This is a genomic window from Neorhizobium galegae (genome assembly GCF_017877135.1).
GTDB lineage: Bacteria > Pseudomonadota > Alphaproteobacteria > Rhizobiales > Rhizobiaceae > Neorhizobium > Neorhizobium galegae_A.
Map to the genome: position 1 here is coordinate 629,834 of NZ_JAGIPH010000001.1, position 17,834 is coordinate 647,667.

Here is a 17,834-nt window from a genome sequence, read left to right on the forward strand (position 1 = left end):
ATAAGCGAGCCGGGCGCCATGCGCCATGCAAAAAGACAAACGTCGCGTGCAAGGGCTGCGCCGGCCATGGCCCATCGCCGCCATCCCGCTGCGCGGTCGCCCGGAGCTGGACGGAAACCGACGCCTACCCGGCTTTTCCGGAAAGCTCCTGCGCCACCGCCCGGCCGGCCATGCGCGCGATGGCAAGCAGCCGGTCGGCGTCGAGGCCGTTGCGGGCCTTGGCCGACAGGCCGGACATGGTGGAACTGACGAAGTCGGTCATGCGGTCGGCAGCTTCAGGATGTCGCGCGGCAATGAAGGCGCGGATAACCGCCTCTGCATGGGCCTGCGCGGCGCAAGCCGCGTTCCGCGCGCCCGGATCGTCGCAGCGCGTCCCCTCGACCACGAGGCAGCCGGTGGCAACCGGATCTGCGACATACTGCCGGGCTGCCGCTTCCAGAACCGCCGCCAGGCATTCCGCCACCGGCCGGTCCGGCCGCAGAAGATCGGCAAGCGGAACAGCGCCGGTCGCTGCGTAGCGATCAAGCACGCGGGCATAAAGCCCTGCCTTGCTGCCGAAGGCGGCGTAGAAACTCGGCGGATTGATGCCCAGCGCCTCGGTCATATCGGCGACACTCACGGCATCGTAGCCACGGGCATGAAACAGCTGCTGGGCGGTTGCGACCCCTTCATCGGCATCGAACCGGCGCGGGCGGCCGCGGGATCGGGACGTATTTTTTGTATCAATCACTACATAAACCTTGACGCTGATGTCTCACCTATTTATGTAGCACTCGTTACGTTAATTCACAAGGATGTACATATGACCACGTTCAAGGGAAAATCCGTGCTGGTGCTGGGCGGCAGCAGGGGTATCGGCGCCGCCATCGTCCGGCGCTTCGCCGCCGACGGCGCGACGGTGACATTCACCTATGCCGGATCGCAGGGGGCAGCCGAGCAACTGGCCGCAGAAACCGGAAGCACGGCGGTCTTCACCGACAGCGCCGACCGTGACCAGGTGATATCCCGCGTGCGCGACAGCGGGCCGCTGGATATTCTGGTGGTCAATGCCGGGATTGCCCTCTTCGGCGATGCCCTGGAGCAGGATCCGGATGCCGTTGACCGGCTTTTCCGCATCAACATTCACGCCCCCTACCATGCCTCGGTGGAGGCGGCGCGGCAGATGCCGGAGGGCGGGCGCATCATCGTGATCGGTTCCGTCAACGGCGACCGGATGCCGGTGCCGGGCATGGCATCCTACGCCGTCAGCAAGTCTGCCCTGCAGGGCCTGGCGCGCGGTCTGGCCCGCGATTTCGGGCCGCGCGGCATCACCATCAACGTGGTGCAGCCGGGCCCGGTCGATACGGACGCCAATCCGGAAAACGGCCCGATGCGGGAGCTCATGCACAGCTTCATGGCCATCAAGCGCCATGGCCGGCCGGAGGAAGTCGCAGGCATGGTGGCCTGGCTTGCCGGCCCGGAAGCCGGCTTCGTCACCGGGGCCATGCACACGATCGACGGTGCCTTCGGCGCCTGATCACCGGGTGCGAAGGGGCGGCGCGTCAATGGCCCCGTGCTAGCGCCGCCGCCCCTTCCACCAGAGGCTGGCCGTCACCAGCACCAGCGCAAAGGCCAGCCCATACCAGGTCACGGCATATTGCAGGTGATTGTTGGACAGCTCGAACTGTGTGACGCCGCCTTGCGGAAAGCCGCCGGGGTTTTTCACGGCATCATCGACGTCCACGAAGAAGGGCAGCACTTTTTGCGGATCGAGCCCGGCGGTGGCCGCCATGGCATCAAGATCCTTCCAGTAAAAAATGTTCTTGGCCGGATCATTGTCAGGCACCAGCCAGGATGGTTTTGCCGGAAGCCGGTTGCGGAAATAACCGGTGAGGGCGACCTGCCCTTCGACCTGGCCTGCCTTGCGCGTATCGGCCGATTTCATCTCGTAGGGCACGAAGCCGCGGTTGACGAAGAGGGTCTTGCCGCCCGCCAGCATCATCGGCGTATAGATGTAAAAGCCGCTGCGGCCCTGATGGGTGGCAAAGAAATGCCGCTCGCGGCTGTGATCGAACACGCCTTCGATGCGCACACGGGCATATTCCTCATCCGCCCCCGCGCCTTGCTTCTCTGCCACCGCCGAAAGCGCGACAGGATCTGCCTCACGGCGCTCGGCGATCTGCGCCAGAAGCCCCTCCTTCCAGTGCAGCCGCTGCACCTGCCAGGTGCCGAGCGACAGGAGGAGGGCAAGCGCTAGGAAGACGGAGATTACGGTCGCCAGACGCTTGGCCGCGCTCATCGGGGGCTTGTGCGGCTCAGTCACGGTCGATCCGGCCTTCGCTTGCGCTATGCCTGTATTGCAGCGAGATCAGCAGGCCCTTCAGCAGCCGCAGCGACGCAAGGCATGTGATGACGGCAAAGGGCAAGGTCACCAGAAAATGCCAGATCACGCTCGGATGGAAGGTGAACTCCAACCACAGGGCAAAACCGACGACGAGAAAGCCGACCAGCAGCATGACGAAGACGGCCGGCCCATCGCCCGAATCGGCAAAGCCGTAATCCAGCCCGCAGGCCGTACAGCGCGGGCGCACCGTCAAAAGGCCATCGAACAGCTTTCCCTGCCCGCATCGGGGGCATGAGCCGCGAAGGCCGGTCGCCACGGCATCCTGCGGCGGAAAATGTGCTTCATCCTGTGGCATGAAAAACCTTCCGGCACGGGTTCCAAATAAAAAGGGCGGCAGGTGCCGCCCTTTTCAATTCTATCAAGCGGCGCTCAATGCGCCAGCGGCGCGCCCCATCCGCCCCAGACGTAGATGGCAAAGAACAGGAAGAGCCAGACCACGTCGACGAAATGCCAGTACCAGGCAGCCGCCTCGAAGCCGAAATGCTTGGTCGGGGTAAAGCCGCCATTGGCAGCCCGGATCAGGCAGACGAGCAGGAAGATGGTGCCGACGAAGACGTGGAAGCCGTGAAAACCGGTCGCCATGAAGAAGGTCGCGCCATAGATCGAGTTGCTGAACTCGAAGGGCGCATGGGCGTATTCGTAGGCCTGCACGAAGGAGAAGAACAGACCGAGCGCAACCGTCAGCGCCAAACCGTTCACCACGCCCTTGCGGTCGTTGTGCAGAAGCGCATGGTGCGCCCAGGTCACGCAGGTGCCGGAGAGAAGCAGGATCACGGTGTTGTAGAGCGGCAAGTGCCAGGGATCGAGCACTTCGATGCCCTTCGGCGGCCACTGGCCACCGGTTGCCGTCACGCGGCTTGCCTGGATCGCCTCATTGGCAAAAAGGCTCGCATCGAAGAAGGCCCAGAACCAGGCGACGAAGAACATCACTTCCGACGCGATGAACATGATCATGCCATAGCGCAGGTGCAGCGATACAACCGGCGTGTGATGGCCCTCGCGGCCTTCCTTGATCGTATCGGCCCACCAGCCGACCATGGTGTAGATGAGGATCGCCAGGCCGATGAAGAACAGCCACGGATGCGCAAAATCCAGACCGAACAGGTGGAACTGCCCGCCATGCAGGTAGCGCATGTAGCCAACGCCACCGAAGGTCAGCACGAAGGCGCCGAGCGAGGCCATGAGCGGCCAGATGCTCGGGTCGATGATATGGTAGTCGTGGTTCTTTTGATGCGCTTGCGCCATGCCAGCAGTCCCCGATGTTTCTCCTCAAGCCTCCCCGCGCAAGCGGGCAGGCCCTCTCTCACAACTTCTTCGCGCTGCCTTCGCCCTTATCCTTCAAACCGGCAACCGGTTTTGCCCCCTGGCTGGGATAGAAGGTGTAGGACAGCGTGATATTCCGGATATTCTTGGTTTCTTCCGCCGTTACGATCTGCGGGTCGATGAAGAACACCACCGGCATGTCGAGCGTCTGACCCGGCTGAAGGGTCGTTTCGGTAAAGCAGAAGCACTCCACCTTGTTGAAATAGGCGCCCGCTTCCATGGGCGTCACGTTGAACACCGCCATGCCGGTGACGGGCACCGGCGAGCGGTTGGTGGCCTGATAGGCGATCTGCACGGTTTCGCCGATTTTCGGCTCGATGGAGCGGTTGACCGGCTTGAACTCCCAGTTGAGGCCGGGCGAGATGTTAGCGTCGAAGGTGACGCGCATCGTGGCGTCGAGAATGGTCTCGGAATACTGCTCGACGCGTTGCGTCGTGCCGTTATAGCCGGTGACCTGGCAGAACAGCCTGTAAAGCGGCACGGACGCATAGGCCGCGCCGACCATGCCGCCGACAAAAACGAGGCAGGCGACCAGGATCGCGCCGTTGCCGACCTTCTGTTTCCTCACGGTGCTGTCAACCGTCATGCCGTACTCCTCCATCCCCCTCAAAGACGCTTCAGCCGGTTCCGCTGATCTTGATCAGTGTCACCACGTAGAAGATCACCACGAGCGCGCCGAGCACCAGGCCAAGCGCGATATTGCGCCCGCGACGGGATTTCTTCTGCGCCTCGTTGATCTTGACGGTCTCCACCATCACAGACCTCCGGCAAGGCCGGCAAACGCCCCGGCATAATGGCTGGCAATCAGGCCAAGGAAGATCGCAAACAGATAGACTAGCGAATAGGCGAACATGCGCTTGGCCGGCAGCATTTTCTCGTCGCCGTCGGCCATGCGCCAGACGGCGATGGAACAGAGAACGAAAAGGGCGCCGAGAATGGCAGCAAAGGCACCGTAGACCCAGCCGACAAGGCCGGTCAGCGCCGGCGACACGCCGGCGATGGCGGTGGCGACGGCATAAACGACGATCTGGTTCTTGGTGGCGCGCTCACCGGCAACGTTGGGCAGCATCGGAACGCCGACCGCGCCGTAGTCGCGCATCTTGAACAGCGCCAGCGCCCAGAAATGCGCCGGCGTCCACAGGAAGATGATGAGAAACAGCACGATGCTGTCGAGCGACACGCCGCCGGTCACGCAGGCCCAGCCGATCATCGGCGGAAACGCGCCGGAGGCACCGCCGATGACGATGTTCTGCGGCGTCGAGCGCTTCAGCCACATCGTATAGACGACCGCGTAGAAGAAGATGGTGAAAGCAAGCAGGCCGGCCGAAAACCAGTTGACCGCAAGGCCGAGGATGCAGACGGAAAAGGTCGACAGCGTCAGCCCGAAGGCCAGCGCCTCCTGCGGGCGAATGCGGCCGGCGGGAATCGGGCGGCGCGCCGTGCGCGTCATCACCGCATCGATATCGGCATCGTACCACATGTTGAGCGCACCCGATGCGCCGGCGCCGACGGCCACGCACAGGATCGCGATGAAGCCGATCACCGGATTGATGGTGCCCGGCGCCAGAAGCAGGCCGGCAAAGGCGGTAAACACCACCAGCGACATGACACGCGGCTTCAGAAGTTCGAAGAAATCGCGCGCGCCGGCTTCCGACAGACGAAACTCGTCCTCGTCTCCCAAGGCGGCGTGATGATCGATGGCAGTCATGCGGTCAGTCCTGTTGGTTGGGCGGCCATGGCACGACGTCGCGCCATGGCCAGAAGCAGATCACTTGATGCGCGGCAGCTGTTCCCACTGGTGGAACGGCGGCGGCGAAGACAGCTGCCATTCCAGCGTCGTGGCACCTTCGCCCCACGGATTGTCGCCGGCGACGCGCTTCTTGGCAAAAGCCTCCCAGACGCAGAAGAGGAAGATCAGCACGCCGACGAAGGAGATGTACGAGCCGATGGATGACACGTAGTTCCAGCCGGCAAAGGCATCCGGATAATCGATGTAGCGGCGCGGCATGCCGGCAAGGCCGAGGAAATGCTGCGGGAAGAACACCAGGTTCACGCCGATGAACATCACCCAGAAATGCAGGTTGCCGAGCTTTTCCGAATACATGTAGCCGGTCATCTTCGGGAACCAGTAGTACCAGGCCGCAAAGATCGCAAAGACCGCGCCGAGCGACAGCACGTAGTGGAAGTGGGCCACCACGTAATAGGTGTCATGCAGCGAGCGGTCGAGGCCGGCATTGGCCAGCTGTACGCCGGTGACGCCACCGACGGTAAACAGGAAGATGAAGCCGATCGCCCAGATCATCGGCGTGCGGAACGACAGCGAGCCGCCCCACATCGTTGCAATCCACGAGAAGATTTTGACACCCGTGGGCACCGCAATCACCATGGTGGCGAACACGAAATAGCGCTGCGCATCGAGCGACAGGCCGACCGTGTACATGTGGTGCGCCCAGACGATGAAGCCGACGGCACCGATGGCCACCATTGCATAGGCCATGCCGAGATAACCGAAGACCGGCTTTTTCGAGAAGGTCGAGACGATGTGGCTGATGATGCCGAAGCCGGGCAGGATCAGGATGTAAACCTCCGGGTGACCGAAGAACCAGAACAGGTGCTGGTAGAGGATCGGGTCGCCGCCGCCTTCGGGCGCAAAGAAGGTCGTGCCGAAATTGCGGTCGGTGAGCAGCATGGTGATGCCGCCGGCGAGAACCGGAAGCGACAGCAGAAGCAGGAAGGCGGTGACCAGCACGGCCCAGGCAAACAGCGGCATCTTGTGCAGCGTCATGCCCGGCGCGCGCATGTTTAGGATGGTGGTGATGAAGTTGATCGCACCGAGGATGGACGAAGCGCCCGCCACGTGCAGCGAGAAGATAGCGAGATCCACCGCGGGTCCGGGCTGGCCGGAAGTGGCCAGCGGCGGATACATGGTCCAGCCGCCGCCGACGCCGTAAGCGCCTGCCGGGCCTTCCACGAACATGGACAGAAGCAGCAGCAGGAAGGCCGGAACGATCAGCCAGAAGGAGATGTTGTTGAGGCGCGGAAACGCCATATCCGGCGCCCCGATCATGATCGGGATCATCCAGTTGGCAAAGCCGCCGATCATCGCGGGCATGACCATGAAGAAGATCATGATCAGCGCATGCGCGGTGGTGAACACATTATACATGTGCTTGCCGCCGTCGATGGCCGCATCCCCTTCGAAACCGTAGACCATGGCGGCAAGGCCATGGAAGATCTGGATGCCGGGCTCCTGCAATTCCATGCGCATGGCAACGGAAAGAAGGCCGCCGATGATGCCCGCCATGATCGCGAAGATCAGGTAGAGCGTGCCGATATCCTTGTGGTTGGTCGATTTGAACCAGCGCTCGAAGAAGCTCAGCTTATGATCGTGGTGATGGTCGTCGCCGGCATGCGCCTCGTGGGCGGCATGGGCGTGATGACCGTCGTGTGCGGAATGTCCAGCCATTGTCCTCGTTCCCCCTTACTTGGATGCCACGTTAAGCGCAGGCGCGCCGGCAGATGCCGTCAGCACCTTGTATGCGCCCGGCAGATCGCTTGCGGCCGCCGTCAGCCAGGCATCGTATTTCTCCTGGGAGACGATGCGGATGGCGATCGGCATGAAGGCGTGGTCCTTGCCGCAAAGCTCGGAACACTGGCCGTAATAGAGGCCTTCCTTCTCGGCGCGGAACCAGGTCTCGTTGAGGCGACCCGGCACGGCATCGATCTTCACGCCGAAGGCCGGCATGGCAAAGGCATGGATGACGTCGGTCGGCGCTGCCGTGACCAGCATGCGCACGGTCTTGTTGACCGGGAGCACCATTTCGTTGTCGACGGCCAGCAGGCGCGGATAGACCTTCATGTCGGTCTTGCCGGCAGCCGTGCGCTCCGCTTCCTTCAGCATGTAGCTGTCGAAGGCAAGCGGCGCTTCGCCACCTTCATATTCGTAGTTCCACTGCCACTGGGTGGCGGTCGCCTTCACCGTCACGTCGGGATTTTCCGGCATGGTCAGCTGGGCGTTCAACAGGTTGAACGAGGGAATGGCGAGAAACAGCAGCACCAGAACCGGACCGAGCGTCCAGGCAACTTCGATGGCCGTGTTGTGGCTGGTACGCGAGGGCACCGGATTGGCGCTGGCGCGGAACTTCACCACGACCACCACCAGAAGCACCAGCACGAACAGCGTGATAGGCACGATGAACCAGAGGCTGTAATGGTTGAACCACTTGATCTCGTGCATGATCGGCGTCACCGCCTGCTGCTGGTCGATCTGCCATGGAACCGGTTGGTCTGCAGCCGCCCCCGAGGCGCAGAGCAGACAGATCATCGCAGCGAAAGCTGCATAGGCTCTGTTCATCACTATTTCTCTCCCCAAGCATTTGATCTGGATCAGATCGAAACGCAGAATCCCAAGCTATAGGCTATCGGTTCAATCACAGTTTGCCAACTGCCGCAATATGCGCCAGTTGCATCTGGCGTTCGCGCCCGTGCGGCATTTTTGCGCGTTGTCAATTCCGCGACGATCCGCCCACGGTGATCGCACCCGCATTATAGCCTCGCAACAGCGCCAAACGGCGGGAACTGCGCTCTTGCGCGGCTCCGCATTTTTGCCGCACTCGCCTGAAAAGAGGGTAAGGGCTTTTCATTAACCCTCCCCGGCGACAAGATTAGCACGACTGATTCGAAAGACAGAGGTATTCATGCGTTTCTCCCTCCTGCGCGCCGCAGCGCTGGCCGCTCTGCTGCCCGGCGCCCTGCTCGCCAGCCCGGTCCTGGCGCAAGCGCCGCAGACGGGGGAAAAGCAGGCAAGACCGCAGCAGAGCGCCCCGCAGCAGCCCTCTGCGCAGCAGTCGCCGGCGCTGACCCCCGGTGCCCAGCAGCCGGCTGCACCCGGCGCGTCTCCGGCCGGCGCTCCGCCCGCCGGCACCGTGCGCGGCAATCATGGCGCCTGGTCCGTTCTCTGCGACAAGCCGGCCGGAAGCTCCGTCGAACAATGCGCGCTGATGCAAAATGTCATTGCCGAGGATCGGCCGGAGGTCGGCCTTTCCGTCGTCGTCCTGAAGACGGCGGACCGCAAGGCCAAGATCCTGCGCATTCTCGCGCCGCTCGGCGTACTCCTGAAAGACGGCATGGATCTCTTCGTCGACGGCAACAATATCGGCCGCGCCTATTTCACCCGCTGCTTCTCCGAGGGCTGCTATGTGGAGGTGGAGATCGACGACGAGCTGATGAAGATCCTGCGCGCCGGCAAGAACGCCGTCTTTGCGCTGCGTGAATCCGTCGATCAGGACCGCGTCGGCATTCCGATCGAGCTTGCCGGCTTTGCCGATGGTTATGACGCGCTGCCCTGATCTTGGCTGACGCCCCACAAGGGCGCGGCTGCGCGGCCCGCGGCGGCGAAGATAAACTTGCGCCGCCGTTCTGACAGACCTACATCGGACGTGAAAGCCGGATGCATCCCAAGCGTCCGCCACAGGAGCGCCACGATGACCACCGACCTCATCAACCTTTTCGATTGCGACGAGACGCGGCTGCGCGAGATGGTGGCCGCAGCGCTTGCCGGCGCCGATGATGGCGAACTGTTTCTCGAGCATGCGCAGGCCGAATCGCTCTCCTTCGACAACGGGCGCCTGAAGGGCGGCTCCTTCAACACCGACCAGGGTTTTGGCCTGCGCGCGGTGGCGGGCGAAGCAGTGGGCTATGCCCATGCGGGCGAGCTGTCGGTGTCTGCCCTGTCGCGCGCGGCGGATGCGGTTGGCGCCGTCACCCGCGGCTATTCCGGCTCCTATGCGGCCGCGCCGCAACGCACCAACAGACGCCTTTACGGTGACGAAAACCCGATCGGCTCTCCGACATTCGAGCAGAAGGTGGCGCTTCTGACCGAGATCGACGCCTATCTGCGCGCCAGGGATCCGAAGGTCCGCCAGGTGACCGCCTCGATTGCCGCCAGCTGGCAGGTGGTCGACATCCTGCGCGCCGATGGCCACCGCGTGCAGGACGTGCGCCCGATGACGCGGCTCAACATCTCCGTCGTGGTCGGCGAAGGCGACCGGCAGGAGAGCGGCTCCTTCGGCACCGGCGGGCGCATCGGCTTTGGCGATTTCATCGCAAACGGCAACTGGCAGACGGGCGCCGACGAGGCGCTGCGCCAGGCCTTCGTCAATCTGGAGGCCATCGAGGCACCGGCCGGCACCATGGATGTGGTGCTCGGCAACGGCTGGCCGGGCGTGATGCTGCACGAGGCCGTCGGCCACGGGTTGGAAGGCGATTTCAACCGCAAGAAGACATCCGCCTTTGCCGGCCTGCTCGGCGAAATGGTGGCAGCCCCCGGCGTCACCGTGGTCGATGACGGCACGATCGACAACCGCCGCGGCTCGATCACCATTGATGACGAGGGCACGCCGTCCGCCTATAACGTGCTGATCGAGAACGGCAGGCTGGTCGGCTACATGCAGGACCGGCAGAATGCCCGCCTGATGGGCATGACGCCGACCGGCAACGGCCGCCGCCAGGGCTATGCCCACCAGCCGATGCCGCGCATGACCAACACCTACATGCTCTCGGGCGACAAGACGCCGGAGGAAATCATCGCCTCCGTGAAAAAAGGCATCTATGCCGTCTCCTTCGGCGGCGGGCAGGTGGACATCACCTCCGGCAAGTTCGTGTTCGGCTGCACGGAAGCCTATCTCATCGAAAACGGCCGGATCGGCGCGCCGATCAAGGGCGCCATGCTGATCGGCAACGGCCCGGATGCGATGAAGCGCGTCTCGATGGTCGGCAATGATTCCAAGCTCGATACCGGCATCGGCAATTGCGGCAAGGCCGGCCAGTGGGTGCCGGTCGGCGTCGGCCAGCCGCATCTCAGGATGGACCAGATCACCGTCGGCGGCACGAAGGCCTGACGGGTGAGCGAAAACGCGCTGGTTCCGGAGCTTGCCGTCACCGACTGGGCAGCAAGCCGCGCTTTCTACCTTGATCTCATCGGCTGTACGGTCCTCTACGAGCGCCCGGAAGAAGGTTTCAGCTTCCTGACGCTTGGAAGCGCTCAGTTGATGATCGACCAGATCGGCACCGGCCGCACCTTCGATGACGCGATGCCGCTCGCACCCCCGCTCGGCCGCGGCCTCAACCTGCAGCTTCGCGTGCCGGATCTGTCGGCCCTCGTCAAACGTCTGGAACGCGCCGGCCATCCGCTTGTCCTGCCGGTCAAGGACACATGGTATCGCCGCGACGACCACGAGGTCGGCAACCGCCAGTGCCTCGTCGCCGATCCCGACGGCTACCTCTTGCGGCCCTTCGAGGATCTTGGCCGTCGTCCTCGCACCGGAGACGCGCCGGACGGCTTGCGGTAAGGAAAAATTCCATTACCTTGAAGCCAAAGGAGATGTGCCATGGCCTCTTTGACCGTGACCGCCAAGGGGCAGATCACCCTCAGGCGGGAGCTTCTGAACCATCTGGGTGTCCGGCCGGGGGAACAGATCGAACTCGACAGGCTTCCGGGCGGTGAACTGCGTCTGAAGGCCGTGCGGCCGACCGGCAGCATCGAGGGCTTTATCGGGCGCCATGCCGGCAAGGCGGCACAACCCCTGTCGATCGAGGAGATGAACCGGATTGCCGCCGCCGGCTGGGCTGGCGAGGAATGAAGATTGCCGTCGACACGAACATTCTGGTTCGCGCCGTGCTGCAGGACGATGCGGTGCAAGGTGCTGCCGCGTCTCGTCTGTTGCAGGAGGCCTCGCTGATTGCGATCTCGTCATCCTGTCTCTGCGAATTTGTCTGGGTGCTGTTGCGCGGTGCGAGACTTTCCCGGCAGGAGGTTGCGCGCTCCCTTCGCGACCTGCTGGAGGCCGGCAATGTCGCGATGGATCGCCCGGCCGTGGAGGCCGGACTGGCGGTTCTGGAAGCGGGCGGCGATTTCGCAGACGGCGTAATCGCCCACGAGGGACAGTGGCTCGGCGGTGAGACCTTCGTGTCGTTTGATCAGAAGGCTGTCGAAGTGCTAGAGGCACAGGGCCGCCTGGCACGCCTTGCTTCCTGACCCGCTTGCAGTGCTGTGCCGATAAGCGCATCCGCGCGAGAACGGGCACCGGCATGGTGGCGTGAGCAGAACGTGAACAGTGAAACCGGGCGTTCCAGGCAAACCCCTTTGCCGCAGACGCCTTCGATACAGGACCGATATGCCGATACTTCCCCGCCTGCCGCAGGCCGTCATCTTCGATATGGATGGCCTGTTGCTCGATACCGAAATCCTCTATCGCAGCTCGATCATTTCCGCCGCCACGGAGAAGGGTCTTCCGATCGGTCCGTCGATCTATGAGGGCATGCTGGGCAGGCCCTGGGTCAGCATCGCGGGCCTTTTGCGGGAGCATTACGGCGAAGCGTTCGATGCCGATGGCTTTAGGACGGTATGGCTTGCGCATTTCGACCGGCTGCTGGAAACCGACCTGCGGCTGAAGCCGGGGGTGACGCAGATGCTGGATCTGCTCGATACCCTCTCCATTCCGCGCGCCGTCTGCACCTCCTCGGCCCATTTCCAGGTCAAGCATCACCTCGGCGAACTCGGCATTCTCGGGCGCTTCGACCATGTGGTGGCGCATGGCGATTATGCCCGCGGCAAGCCGGCGCCCGATCCCTATCTGACGGCCGCGGGACGGCTCGGCGTCGCGCCGGCGCTTTGTCTGGCGCTCGAGGATTCCCACAACGGCATCCGCAGCGCGGCCTCTGCCGGGACCATGGCGGTGATGGTGCCCGACATGCTGCAGCCGACAGAGGAAATCCGGGCGCTCTGCGCGGCCGTGGCCGACAGTCTTGACCATTGCCGCGCCTTCTTCGATCGTCACCCGGCCGTCGTCACGCCGGCCTGAACAACCATTTGCGCTCCACCGCCGCGGCAAGATCGAGACCGTTGGCATGGGCAAACAGCAGGATGTGGCCGAGCACATCGGCGGCTTCGTCGGCCAAGTCGCGCTGCATGTCCTCGACACTGCGGCCCTTGGGCCGGCCGCGCCCGCTGAGCCGGTTCCAGCTTTGCGTGAGTTCGCCCACTTCCTCGTGCAGTTTCAGCACGAACCAGTCGGGATCGCGCGTCACGCCATGCGCCTCGGCATAGCGGTGGGAGGCAGTTTCAAACTCATCGATCAGCTGACGCAGCATGATGTTCTCCTTTTGTTTTAGCCACAGAACACCGATTCGCGAGGAAGATCCATCCGCTCGCGTCACGCGCATCGGGATGTCGCCCTGCCCGGCGATGACGTGCCGGAACGGCTCCGCCCCGCATTCGCTTGACAGGCCTTTGAGGCGGACGCAGAACCGGCGCTCACATTCCTCCATCCGCCCCTTCAGAACGCCCTCCCCTACCCGGCCCGCCCATGACCCTTTCCGACATGCTTGCGGCAGATGTCGCGGCCTTTCCTGCCCTGCATCCGCTGAGGCAAATCCTCGCCCTTCTCGCCACCGCCCTCGTTGCGGGTCTGGCGCGTGGGTTTTCCGGTTTCGGCGGCGGGCTGATTTTCATACCGATGGCCAGCGCCATTGCCGGGCCGCAGGCCGCCTCGCCGCTTCTTCTGGTGGTCGACTGGGTGATGACGCTCGGAATGTTGCCGGAGGGGTGGCGGCGGGCGAACCGGCGCGAGGTGGCAACGCTTCTCATCGGTGCGCTGGCCGGCGTGCCCGTCGGCACGGCACTTCTCGCCTTTGCCCCGCCGCTTGTGCTGCGCTGGATCATTTCGGTGACGGTTATTGCCCTTCTTGCCTTCCTCATCAGCGGCTGGCGCTACAAGGGCCGGCCGAAGGCACCGCTTGGCGTTGCAACCGGTGCGGTTGCCGGCCTCTTCGGCGGCGTCGCGCAACTGTCCGGCCCGCCGATCGTCGCCTATTGGCTGGGCGGGGCGAGCGACCGGGTGGTGGTGCGCGCCAATATCGTGCTTTATTTCGCGCTCGCCTCCCTGATATCGGCCACCGCCTATATCAGCGCCGGCCTGTTGCGGGTCGATACGCTGCTTCTCGCGGCAGTCGTCGGCCCCGGTTATGGCCTCGGCATTCTGCTCGGATCGCGCCTGTTCGGCTTTGCCGACGAGGCGACGTTCCGGCGCATCTGCTTCTGCCTGATTGCCGGCGCCGGCCTCCTCAGCCTGCCGGTGTTCGACGCTCTGCTGCACTGATGGTATTTGCAGTGCTTCATTAGCAAGGCTTAAAGGTCTCAGCGCTAGCGTGCCGCGAACAACTGGCGGTGAAGCAGTGCAGATGAATGGAAAGATCGACGCCCTGTGGCGTCGCAGCGTCAAGCGTGGCCTGATTGCCGGCGGGCTTGAGACGGCGGGCATTCTGGCGCGGGCCGGCCTGATGCGCGAGGCGCGCGGTCGCGGCGCGATTTTCACCCTGCATCACGTGCGCCCGCCGGAGCCGCGGCTTGCCGCGCCGAACGCCCATCTGGAAGTGACGCCGCAATTTCTCGATGCCGCCATCAGTCGGCTTGCCGAGGATGGCTATGATTTCGTCGCCCTTCAGGACGTGCCCGCGCGCCTAGCCGAACCGCCCGCGCGCCCCTTTGCCTGCTTCACGCTGGATGACGGCTACCGCAACAATGTCGAGCACGCTTTGCCGGTGTTCGAGCGTTACCAGGTGCCGTTCACCATTTTCATCAATGAGGGCTTTGCCGACCGCACCCACACCATCTGGTGGGAAACGCTGGCCGAGCTGTTGAACGAGACCGACAGGCTGAGCTTCGATTTCGGCGCCGGGCCGGAAACGCTTGATCTGACCGCCGGCAGTGCCCGGCTCGATGCGTTTGATCGCTTTGCGCTCTACATCGAACGCGACAACGAAGCCGATGCGGTGGCCGAGCTGGATGCGCTGGCGTGCCGCCATGGGATCGAGCCGCTCGACATCACACGCCGGCTGACACTCGGCCGCGAGGATCTGTCAAAACTGTCGCGCCATCCGCTCGCCTCGCTCGGCGCCCATACCGTCAGCCACCGGGCGCTGAAACGCCTATCAGATGCCGATGCCGGCGCCGAGATGAAGCGCTCCGCCGACTGGCTGGAGGCGCTCACCGGCACACGTCCGGCCGCGATCGCCTATCCCTACGGCACGCAGGCCGCCGTTTCCGAGCGCGACCAGGCGCTGGCGCAGGCGCTCGGCTTCACTGTGGCCGTCACCACGCAGCCGGGCACGGTCTGCGCGGCCGACACCGAACGGCTGACCGCCCTGCCGCGGATTTCGCTGAACGGCTATTACCAGGAGCCGCGCTACGTGGCAGCCCTTGCCTCCGGCATTCCCTTCGCCATGGGCACGCCCTGATCAGAACATCCTGACGGGCACGCCTTGACTCCGGGGAAACCCGGTGACGGAAGGGCAGCCTCTCCCGTCACGGATACATGCGCACCTTCGACCAGCCTTCGGCCTCGCCCTCGCGGCGAAACTCCACCCGGTCATGCAGGCGGAACGGACGGTCGTGCCAGAACTCGATCGAGCTCGGGATGATCCGAAAACCCGACCAGTGGGCCGGACGCGGAATGTCGCCGATGGCATAGCGGGCGGTATATTCGGCTACCGCCTTTTCGAGCGCAAAGCGTCCCTCGAGTGGGCGCGACTGTTTCGATGCCCAGGCGCCGATCCGGCTGCCGCGCGGGCGCGACGCATAATAGGCATCCGCCTCCTCGTCGGACACGACGCTCACCGGTCCGCGCAGCCGCACCTGCCGGCGCAGCGACTTCCAGTGGAAGCACATCGCGGCCTTGCCTTGCCCTAAGATCTCCCGGCCCTTCTGGCTTTCGAAATTGGTATAGAAGACGAAGCCGCGCTCGTCGAAGCCCTTCAGCAGCACCATGCGCACATTGGGCAGGCCGTCTGCATCCACCGTGGCAAGTGCCACGGCATTGGGATCGTTGAGTTCGGAACCTTCCGCATCCTTCAGCCATTCAGCAAACAGGGCGAAGGGCTCGTTTTCCTCGGTGAAGTCACCGCTTGTTAACCGATCTTGCGACATATTGACTAAAATGCTCCCGATCTGATCAAATGGACCCGTGAACCTTTTCCGGACTGGACGCAAGGTGGCAGTGACAGACAAGACAAAATATCGCATCCGATCGCCGCTGTCGCTCACGCTCAAAGCAGCCCTTTTGGTTACCCTTTCGACGACAATGTCGGGCTGCACCAGCGGCGCCTTCGACCTGTTCGACAGCTCTGCCAAGGTGGACCGCAGCCTCTCCACATCCACCATTCCCAAACGCTCGCAGGAAGCGGTCTCCGACGAAGTGACGGTACGCAATGCCGTCACCTCCGCCGACCTTTCCAAGGTGTCGGGCGCAGCACTCCCCTGGGCCAATACGGCAACCGGCAGCGCCGGTGTCGTCTCCGGCATCCGCGAGGCCAATGTGGCAGGCGTCGTCTGCCGCGGCTTCGTCACCACCCGCCATTCCTATGAAGGCATTGCCAAGTTTACCGGCCAGGCCTGCATGGCAAACAGCGGCGACTGGATGCTGACCTCCTTCGAACGGCAGTAATATCCTTCCTCTTTCCGGTAGAGACCCGCAGCGCAACCCCGCGCTGACGGACAGACATGCCGTCGCCGCAACTATCATTCCTCAGGATCGGCTGGTTACTGCGCGGTAATCTTAATTCCAAGTCGCCGGCGCGCGTAAATTCTCCTTAGAGAGTGTCACGATTATATTTCTTCACCATAGGCCAAAAGGGCGAAGTTCCGGCAGCGGAACCCTTCGCCGACGGCAAGAGTTGTTGTCGACAGCAGCCGCCGGGCGTTCCGGTGAGGCTGCAAACATAAGCGGTGGACGGTATGCGCGATCCCTATTCCCTTCTCGGCGTGAAGAAAGATGCCGGTGCCGACGAGATCAAGGCTGCCTGGCGTTCCAAGGCGAAATCGCTGCACCCGGACCATAACCAGGACGATCCGGCCGCCACCCGCCGCTTCGCCGAAATGGGCCAGGCCTACGAGGTCTTGAAGGATCCCGAACGCCGCAAGCGCTACGACCGCGCCTATGAGACCCACCAGACCATCCTGCAGCAGCGCGAAAACGCCCGCCAGGCGGAAGAGCGGGCAAAGGCCGCCCGCGCCAAGGCCGAACAGGTGATGGAGGAACTGGCGCGCGCCAATGCGCAGCGCGCCCAGAACCAGGCCAATCAGAACCGGGCGAATGCCACGGCCGGCGCCAGCACGCTTGGCGGGGCGGAGGAAAACCCGGAAGACCTGATCAACCGCATTTTCGGTCCCGCCCCTTCGGCGGGCTCCTCCACGGCCTCGCAGGCAGGAACGACCGGCAGTCGGCGCAGCAACGCAGAGGCAGGTGCGCAGGCTGGACAGGACCATGCCCGCACCGAGCGGCCCCAGCCCTCTTCGGCCAAAGGGCAGGCAGGCGCCGCACAGACCCAACGGCCCGCAGCCGAAAGCAGCAATCCGGATGCGACCCGGCCCGAACCAACTGGCCAGAAAGTGCCGCCGCCGCTTCCGCTTCAGGCGATCGAGCTTCTTTCCGGTCTCATGCGGCGAATCCGCGGCACGGCCCCGCCCCCGGAAAAGGCGCCCGACCTGTCAACGACCGCCACCGTGTCTCTTCAGGACATGCTGGCCCTCAACACGGCAACCGTCATCCTGTCCGACGATCGCGAAGTGCGCTTTCCGCTGGAGGCCGGCATGACGGATGGCCAGGTGCTGCGTCTCATCGGACAGGGACTGCGGCTTCCCGGCGCCCAGCGCGGCGACCTGCTGGTGACCCTGAAGATTGCCCGTGACAATCGTTTTCATGTGGAAGGTTTCGATCTCCACACCGTGTTGCCGATCTCGCTGGAGGATGCGGTTCTGGGCACCGAGGCCGAGGTGGAGACGCCGGGCGGGCGCGTTCCCGTCTCCATTCCGGCCTGGACCGGATCGGATCAGAGCGTGCGGATCGAAGGTCTTGGCTTGGCAAACGATGCCGGCGGGCGCGGCGATCTGGTGGTCGAACTGCGGGTGGTGTTGTGGGAAAAGCCCGACCCGAAGGTCATCGATCTGATGCGCCACATGCGCCACGGCCTCTTCGTGTGACGCCATTGTGACGCTATCCCCAGGCGGTTGCGTCTGCGCACCCATTGTTACACCCCCTTACAGGAGATGATCTCACGCCTGCTTGAACGTCGG

General features: G+C 63.7%; 22 protein-coding genes. 11 read left to right on the plus strand and 11 right to left on the minus strand.

Annotated elements, in window-relative coordinates; translation table 11 throughout:
- Positions 1-124 precede the first annotated feature (124 nt).
- The gene (locus J2858_RS03195) at positions 125-730 is read right to left on the minus strand and encodes a TetR/AcrR family transcriptional regulator (RefSeq protein ID WP_210103287.1); all 606 of its coding nucleotides are present in this window, start codon (positions 728-730) and stop codon (positions 125-127) included.
- 72 nt (positions 731-802) lie between these two features.
- Between J2858_RS03195 and bdcA the strand changes: the two genes are divergently transcribed.
- On the plus strand, positions 803-1,516 hold the full coding sequence (bdcA, locus tag J2858_RS03200) for an SDR family oxidoreductase (RefSeq protein ID WP_210103288.1): 714 nt from the start codon (positions 803-805) through the stop codon (positions 1,514-1,516).
- A 39-nt stretch (positions 1,517-1,555) separates the two neighbouring features.
- Here the strand turns inward: bdcA and J2858_RS03205 are convergent, their stop codons facing one another.
- The 8 genes from J2858_RS03205 to coxB all read right to left on the minus strand — a co-directional run bounded on the left by J2858_RS03205 (position 1,556) and on the right by coxB (position 8,060).
- Positions 1,556-2,278 carry an SURF1 family protein gene (locus J2858_RS03205; protein ID WP_210104113.1) on the minus strand — a complete coding sequence of 241 codons (723 nt, stop codon included), beginning with the start codon at positions 2,276-2,278 and terminating at the stop codon, positions 1,556-1,558.
- Between the two features lie 16 nt (positions 2,279-2,294).
- Positions 2,295-2,678, minus strand: coding sequence for a DUF983 domain-containing protein (locus J2858_RS03210; RefSeq protein WP_210103289.1), 384 nt, complete (start codon positions 2,676-2,678; stop codon positions 2,295-2,297).
- 74 nt (positions 2,679-2,752) lie between these two features.
- Positions 2,753-3,628: a cytochrome c oxidase subunit 3 gene (locus tag J2858_RS03215; protein ID WP_210103290.1), complete on the minus strand. Its 876-nt coding sequence runs from the start codon at positions 3,626-3,628 to the stop codon at positions 2,753-2,755.
- A gap of 58 nt (positions 3,629-3,686) precedes the next feature.
- Positions 3,687-4,292: a cytochrome c oxidase assembly protein gene (locus tag J2858_RS03220; RefSeq protein WP_210103291.1), complete on the minus strand. Its 606-nt coding sequence runs from the start codon at positions 4,290-4,292 to the stop codon at positions 3,687-3,689.
- 31 nt (positions 4,293-4,323) lie between these two features.
- Positions 4,324-4,461 (minus strand): hypothetical protein, encoded by a 138-nt coding sequence (locus J2858_RS03225; protein WP_210104177.1) that lies wholly within the window; start codon positions 4,459-4,461, stop codon positions 4,324-4,326.
- A complete protein-coding gene (locus tag J2858_RS03230) occupies positions 4,461-5,414 on the minus strand; it encodes a heme o synthase (protein WP_210103292.1) in 954 nt (317 codons plus the stop codon). The genes J2858_RS03225 and J2858_RS03230 overlap by 1 nt, the downstream gene beginning before the upstream one ends.
- 60 nt (positions 5,415-5,474) lie before the next feature.
- Positions 5,475-7,172, minus strand: coding sequence for a cytochrome c oxidase subunit I (ctaD, locus tag J2858_RS03235; RefSeq protein WP_210103293.1), 1,698 nt, complete (start codon positions 7,170-7,172; stop codon positions 5,475-5,477).
- A 15-nt stretch (positions 7,173-7,187) separates the two neighbouring features.
- Positions 7,188-8,060: a cytochrome c oxidase subunit II gene (gene coxB / locus J2858_RS03240; RefSeq protein WP_210103294.1), complete on the minus strand. Its 873-nt coding sequence runs from the start codon at positions 8,058-8,060 to the stop codon at positions 7,188-7,190.
- A gap of 319 nt (positions 8,061-8,379) precedes the next feature.
- On the opposite strand from coxB, the gene J2858_RS03245 reads away from it, so the two are divergent.
- From J2858_RS03245 to J2858_RS03270, 6 genes are all read left to right on the plus strand, one after another.
- On the plus strand, positions 8,380-9,054 hold the full coding sequence (locus tag J2858_RS03245; RefSeq protein ID WP_432443271.1) for an invasion associated locus B family protein: 675 nt from the start codon (positions 8,380-8,382) through the stop codon (positions 9,052-9,054).
- Positions 9,055-9,189: 135 nt separating this feature from the next.
- Positions 9,190-10,605, plus strand: a complete 1,416-nt coding sequence (gene tldD, locus J2858_RS03250; protein ID WP_210103296.1) for a metalloprotease TldD — start codon at positions 9,190-9,192, stop codon at positions 10,603-10,605.
- Positions 10,606-10,608: 3 nt separating this feature from the next.
- Positions 10,609-11,055: a bleomycin resistance protein gene (locus J2858_RS03255; protein ID WP_210103297.1), complete on the plus strand. Its 447-nt coding sequence runs from the start codon at positions 10,609-10,611 to the stop codon at positions 11,053-11,055.
- Between the two features lie 39 nt (positions 11,056-11,094).
- The gene (locus tag J2858_RS03260; RefSeq protein ID WP_210103298.1) at positions 11,095-11,346 is read left to right on the plus strand and encodes an AbrB/MazE/SpoVT family DNA-binding domain-containing protein; all 252 of its coding nucleotides are present in this window, start codon (positions 11,095-11,097) and stop codon (positions 11,344-11,346) included.
- A complete protein-coding gene (locus tag J2858_RS03265) occupies positions 11,343-11,741 on the plus strand; it encodes a type II toxin-antitoxin system VapC family toxin (RefSeq protein ID WP_210103299.1) in 399 nt (132 codons plus the stop codon). Before J2858_RS03260 ends, J2858_RS03265 begins: the two co-directional genes overlap by 4 nt.
- A gap of 139 nt (positions 11,742-11,880) precedes the next feature.
- Positions 11,881-12,567: an HAD family hydrolase gene (locus J2858_RS03270; protein WP_245365526.1), complete on the plus strand. Its 687-nt coding sequence runs from the start codon at positions 11,881-11,883 to the stop codon at positions 12,565-12,567.
- On the opposite strand, the gene J2858_RS03275 is transcribed toward J2858_RS03270, so the two are convergent.
- The gene (locus J2858_RS03275; RefSeq protein ID WP_210103300.1) at positions 12,554-12,856 is read right to left on the minus strand and encodes a pyrophosphatase; all 303 of its coding nucleotides are present in this window, start codon (positions 12,854-12,856) and stop codon (positions 12,554-12,556) included. The two genes, J2858_RS03270 and J2858_RS03275, sit on opposite strands and share 14 nt — an antisense overlap.
- A gap of 215 nt (positions 12,857-13,071) precedes the next feature.
- Between J2858_RS03275 and J2858_RS03280 the strand changes: the two genes are divergently transcribed.
- Positions 13,072-13,863: a sulfite exporter TauE/SafE family protein gene (locus tag J2858_RS03280; RefSeq protein WP_210103301.1), complete on the plus strand. Its 792-nt coding sequence runs from the start codon at positions 13,072-13,074 to the stop codon at positions 13,861-13,863.
- 82 nt (positions 13,864-13,945) lie between these two features.
- The gene (locus J2858_RS03285; protein WP_210103302.1) at positions 13,946-15,001 is read left to right on the plus strand and encodes a polysaccharide deacetylase family protein; all 1,056 of its coding nucleotides are present in this window, start codon (positions 13,946-13,948) and stop codon (positions 14,999-15,001) included.
- Positions 15,002-15,068: 67 nt separating this feature from the next.
- Here the strand turns inward: J2858_RS03285 and pdxH are convergent, their stop codons facing one another.
- Positions 15,069-15,689, minus strand: coding sequence for a pyridoxamine 5'-phosphate oxidase (gene pdxH, locus J2858_RS03290; protein ID WP_210103303.1), 621 nt, complete (start codon positions 15,687-15,689; stop codon positions 15,069-15,071).
- Between the two features lie 70 nt (positions 15,690-15,759).
- Here pdxH and J2858_RS03295 point away from each other — a divergent pair, with 70 nt between their 5' ends.
- Both J2858_RS03295 and J2858_RS03300 read left to right on the plus strand, forming a co-directional pair.
- Complete coding sequence (locus J2858_RS03295) at positions 15,760-16,206, plus strand: RT0821/Lpp0805 family surface protein (protein ID WP_348635440.1); 447 nt, start codon at positions 15,760-15,762, stop codon at positions 16,204-16,206.
- Positions 16,207-16,496: 290 nt separating this feature from the next.
- On the plus strand, positions 16,497-17,741 hold the full coding sequence (locus tag J2858_RS03300) for a DnaJ C-terminal domain-containing protein (RefSeq protein ID WP_210103304.1): 1,245 nt from the start codon (positions 16,497-16,499) through the stop codon (positions 17,739-17,741).
- Positions 17,742-17,834 lie beyond the last annotated feature (93 nt).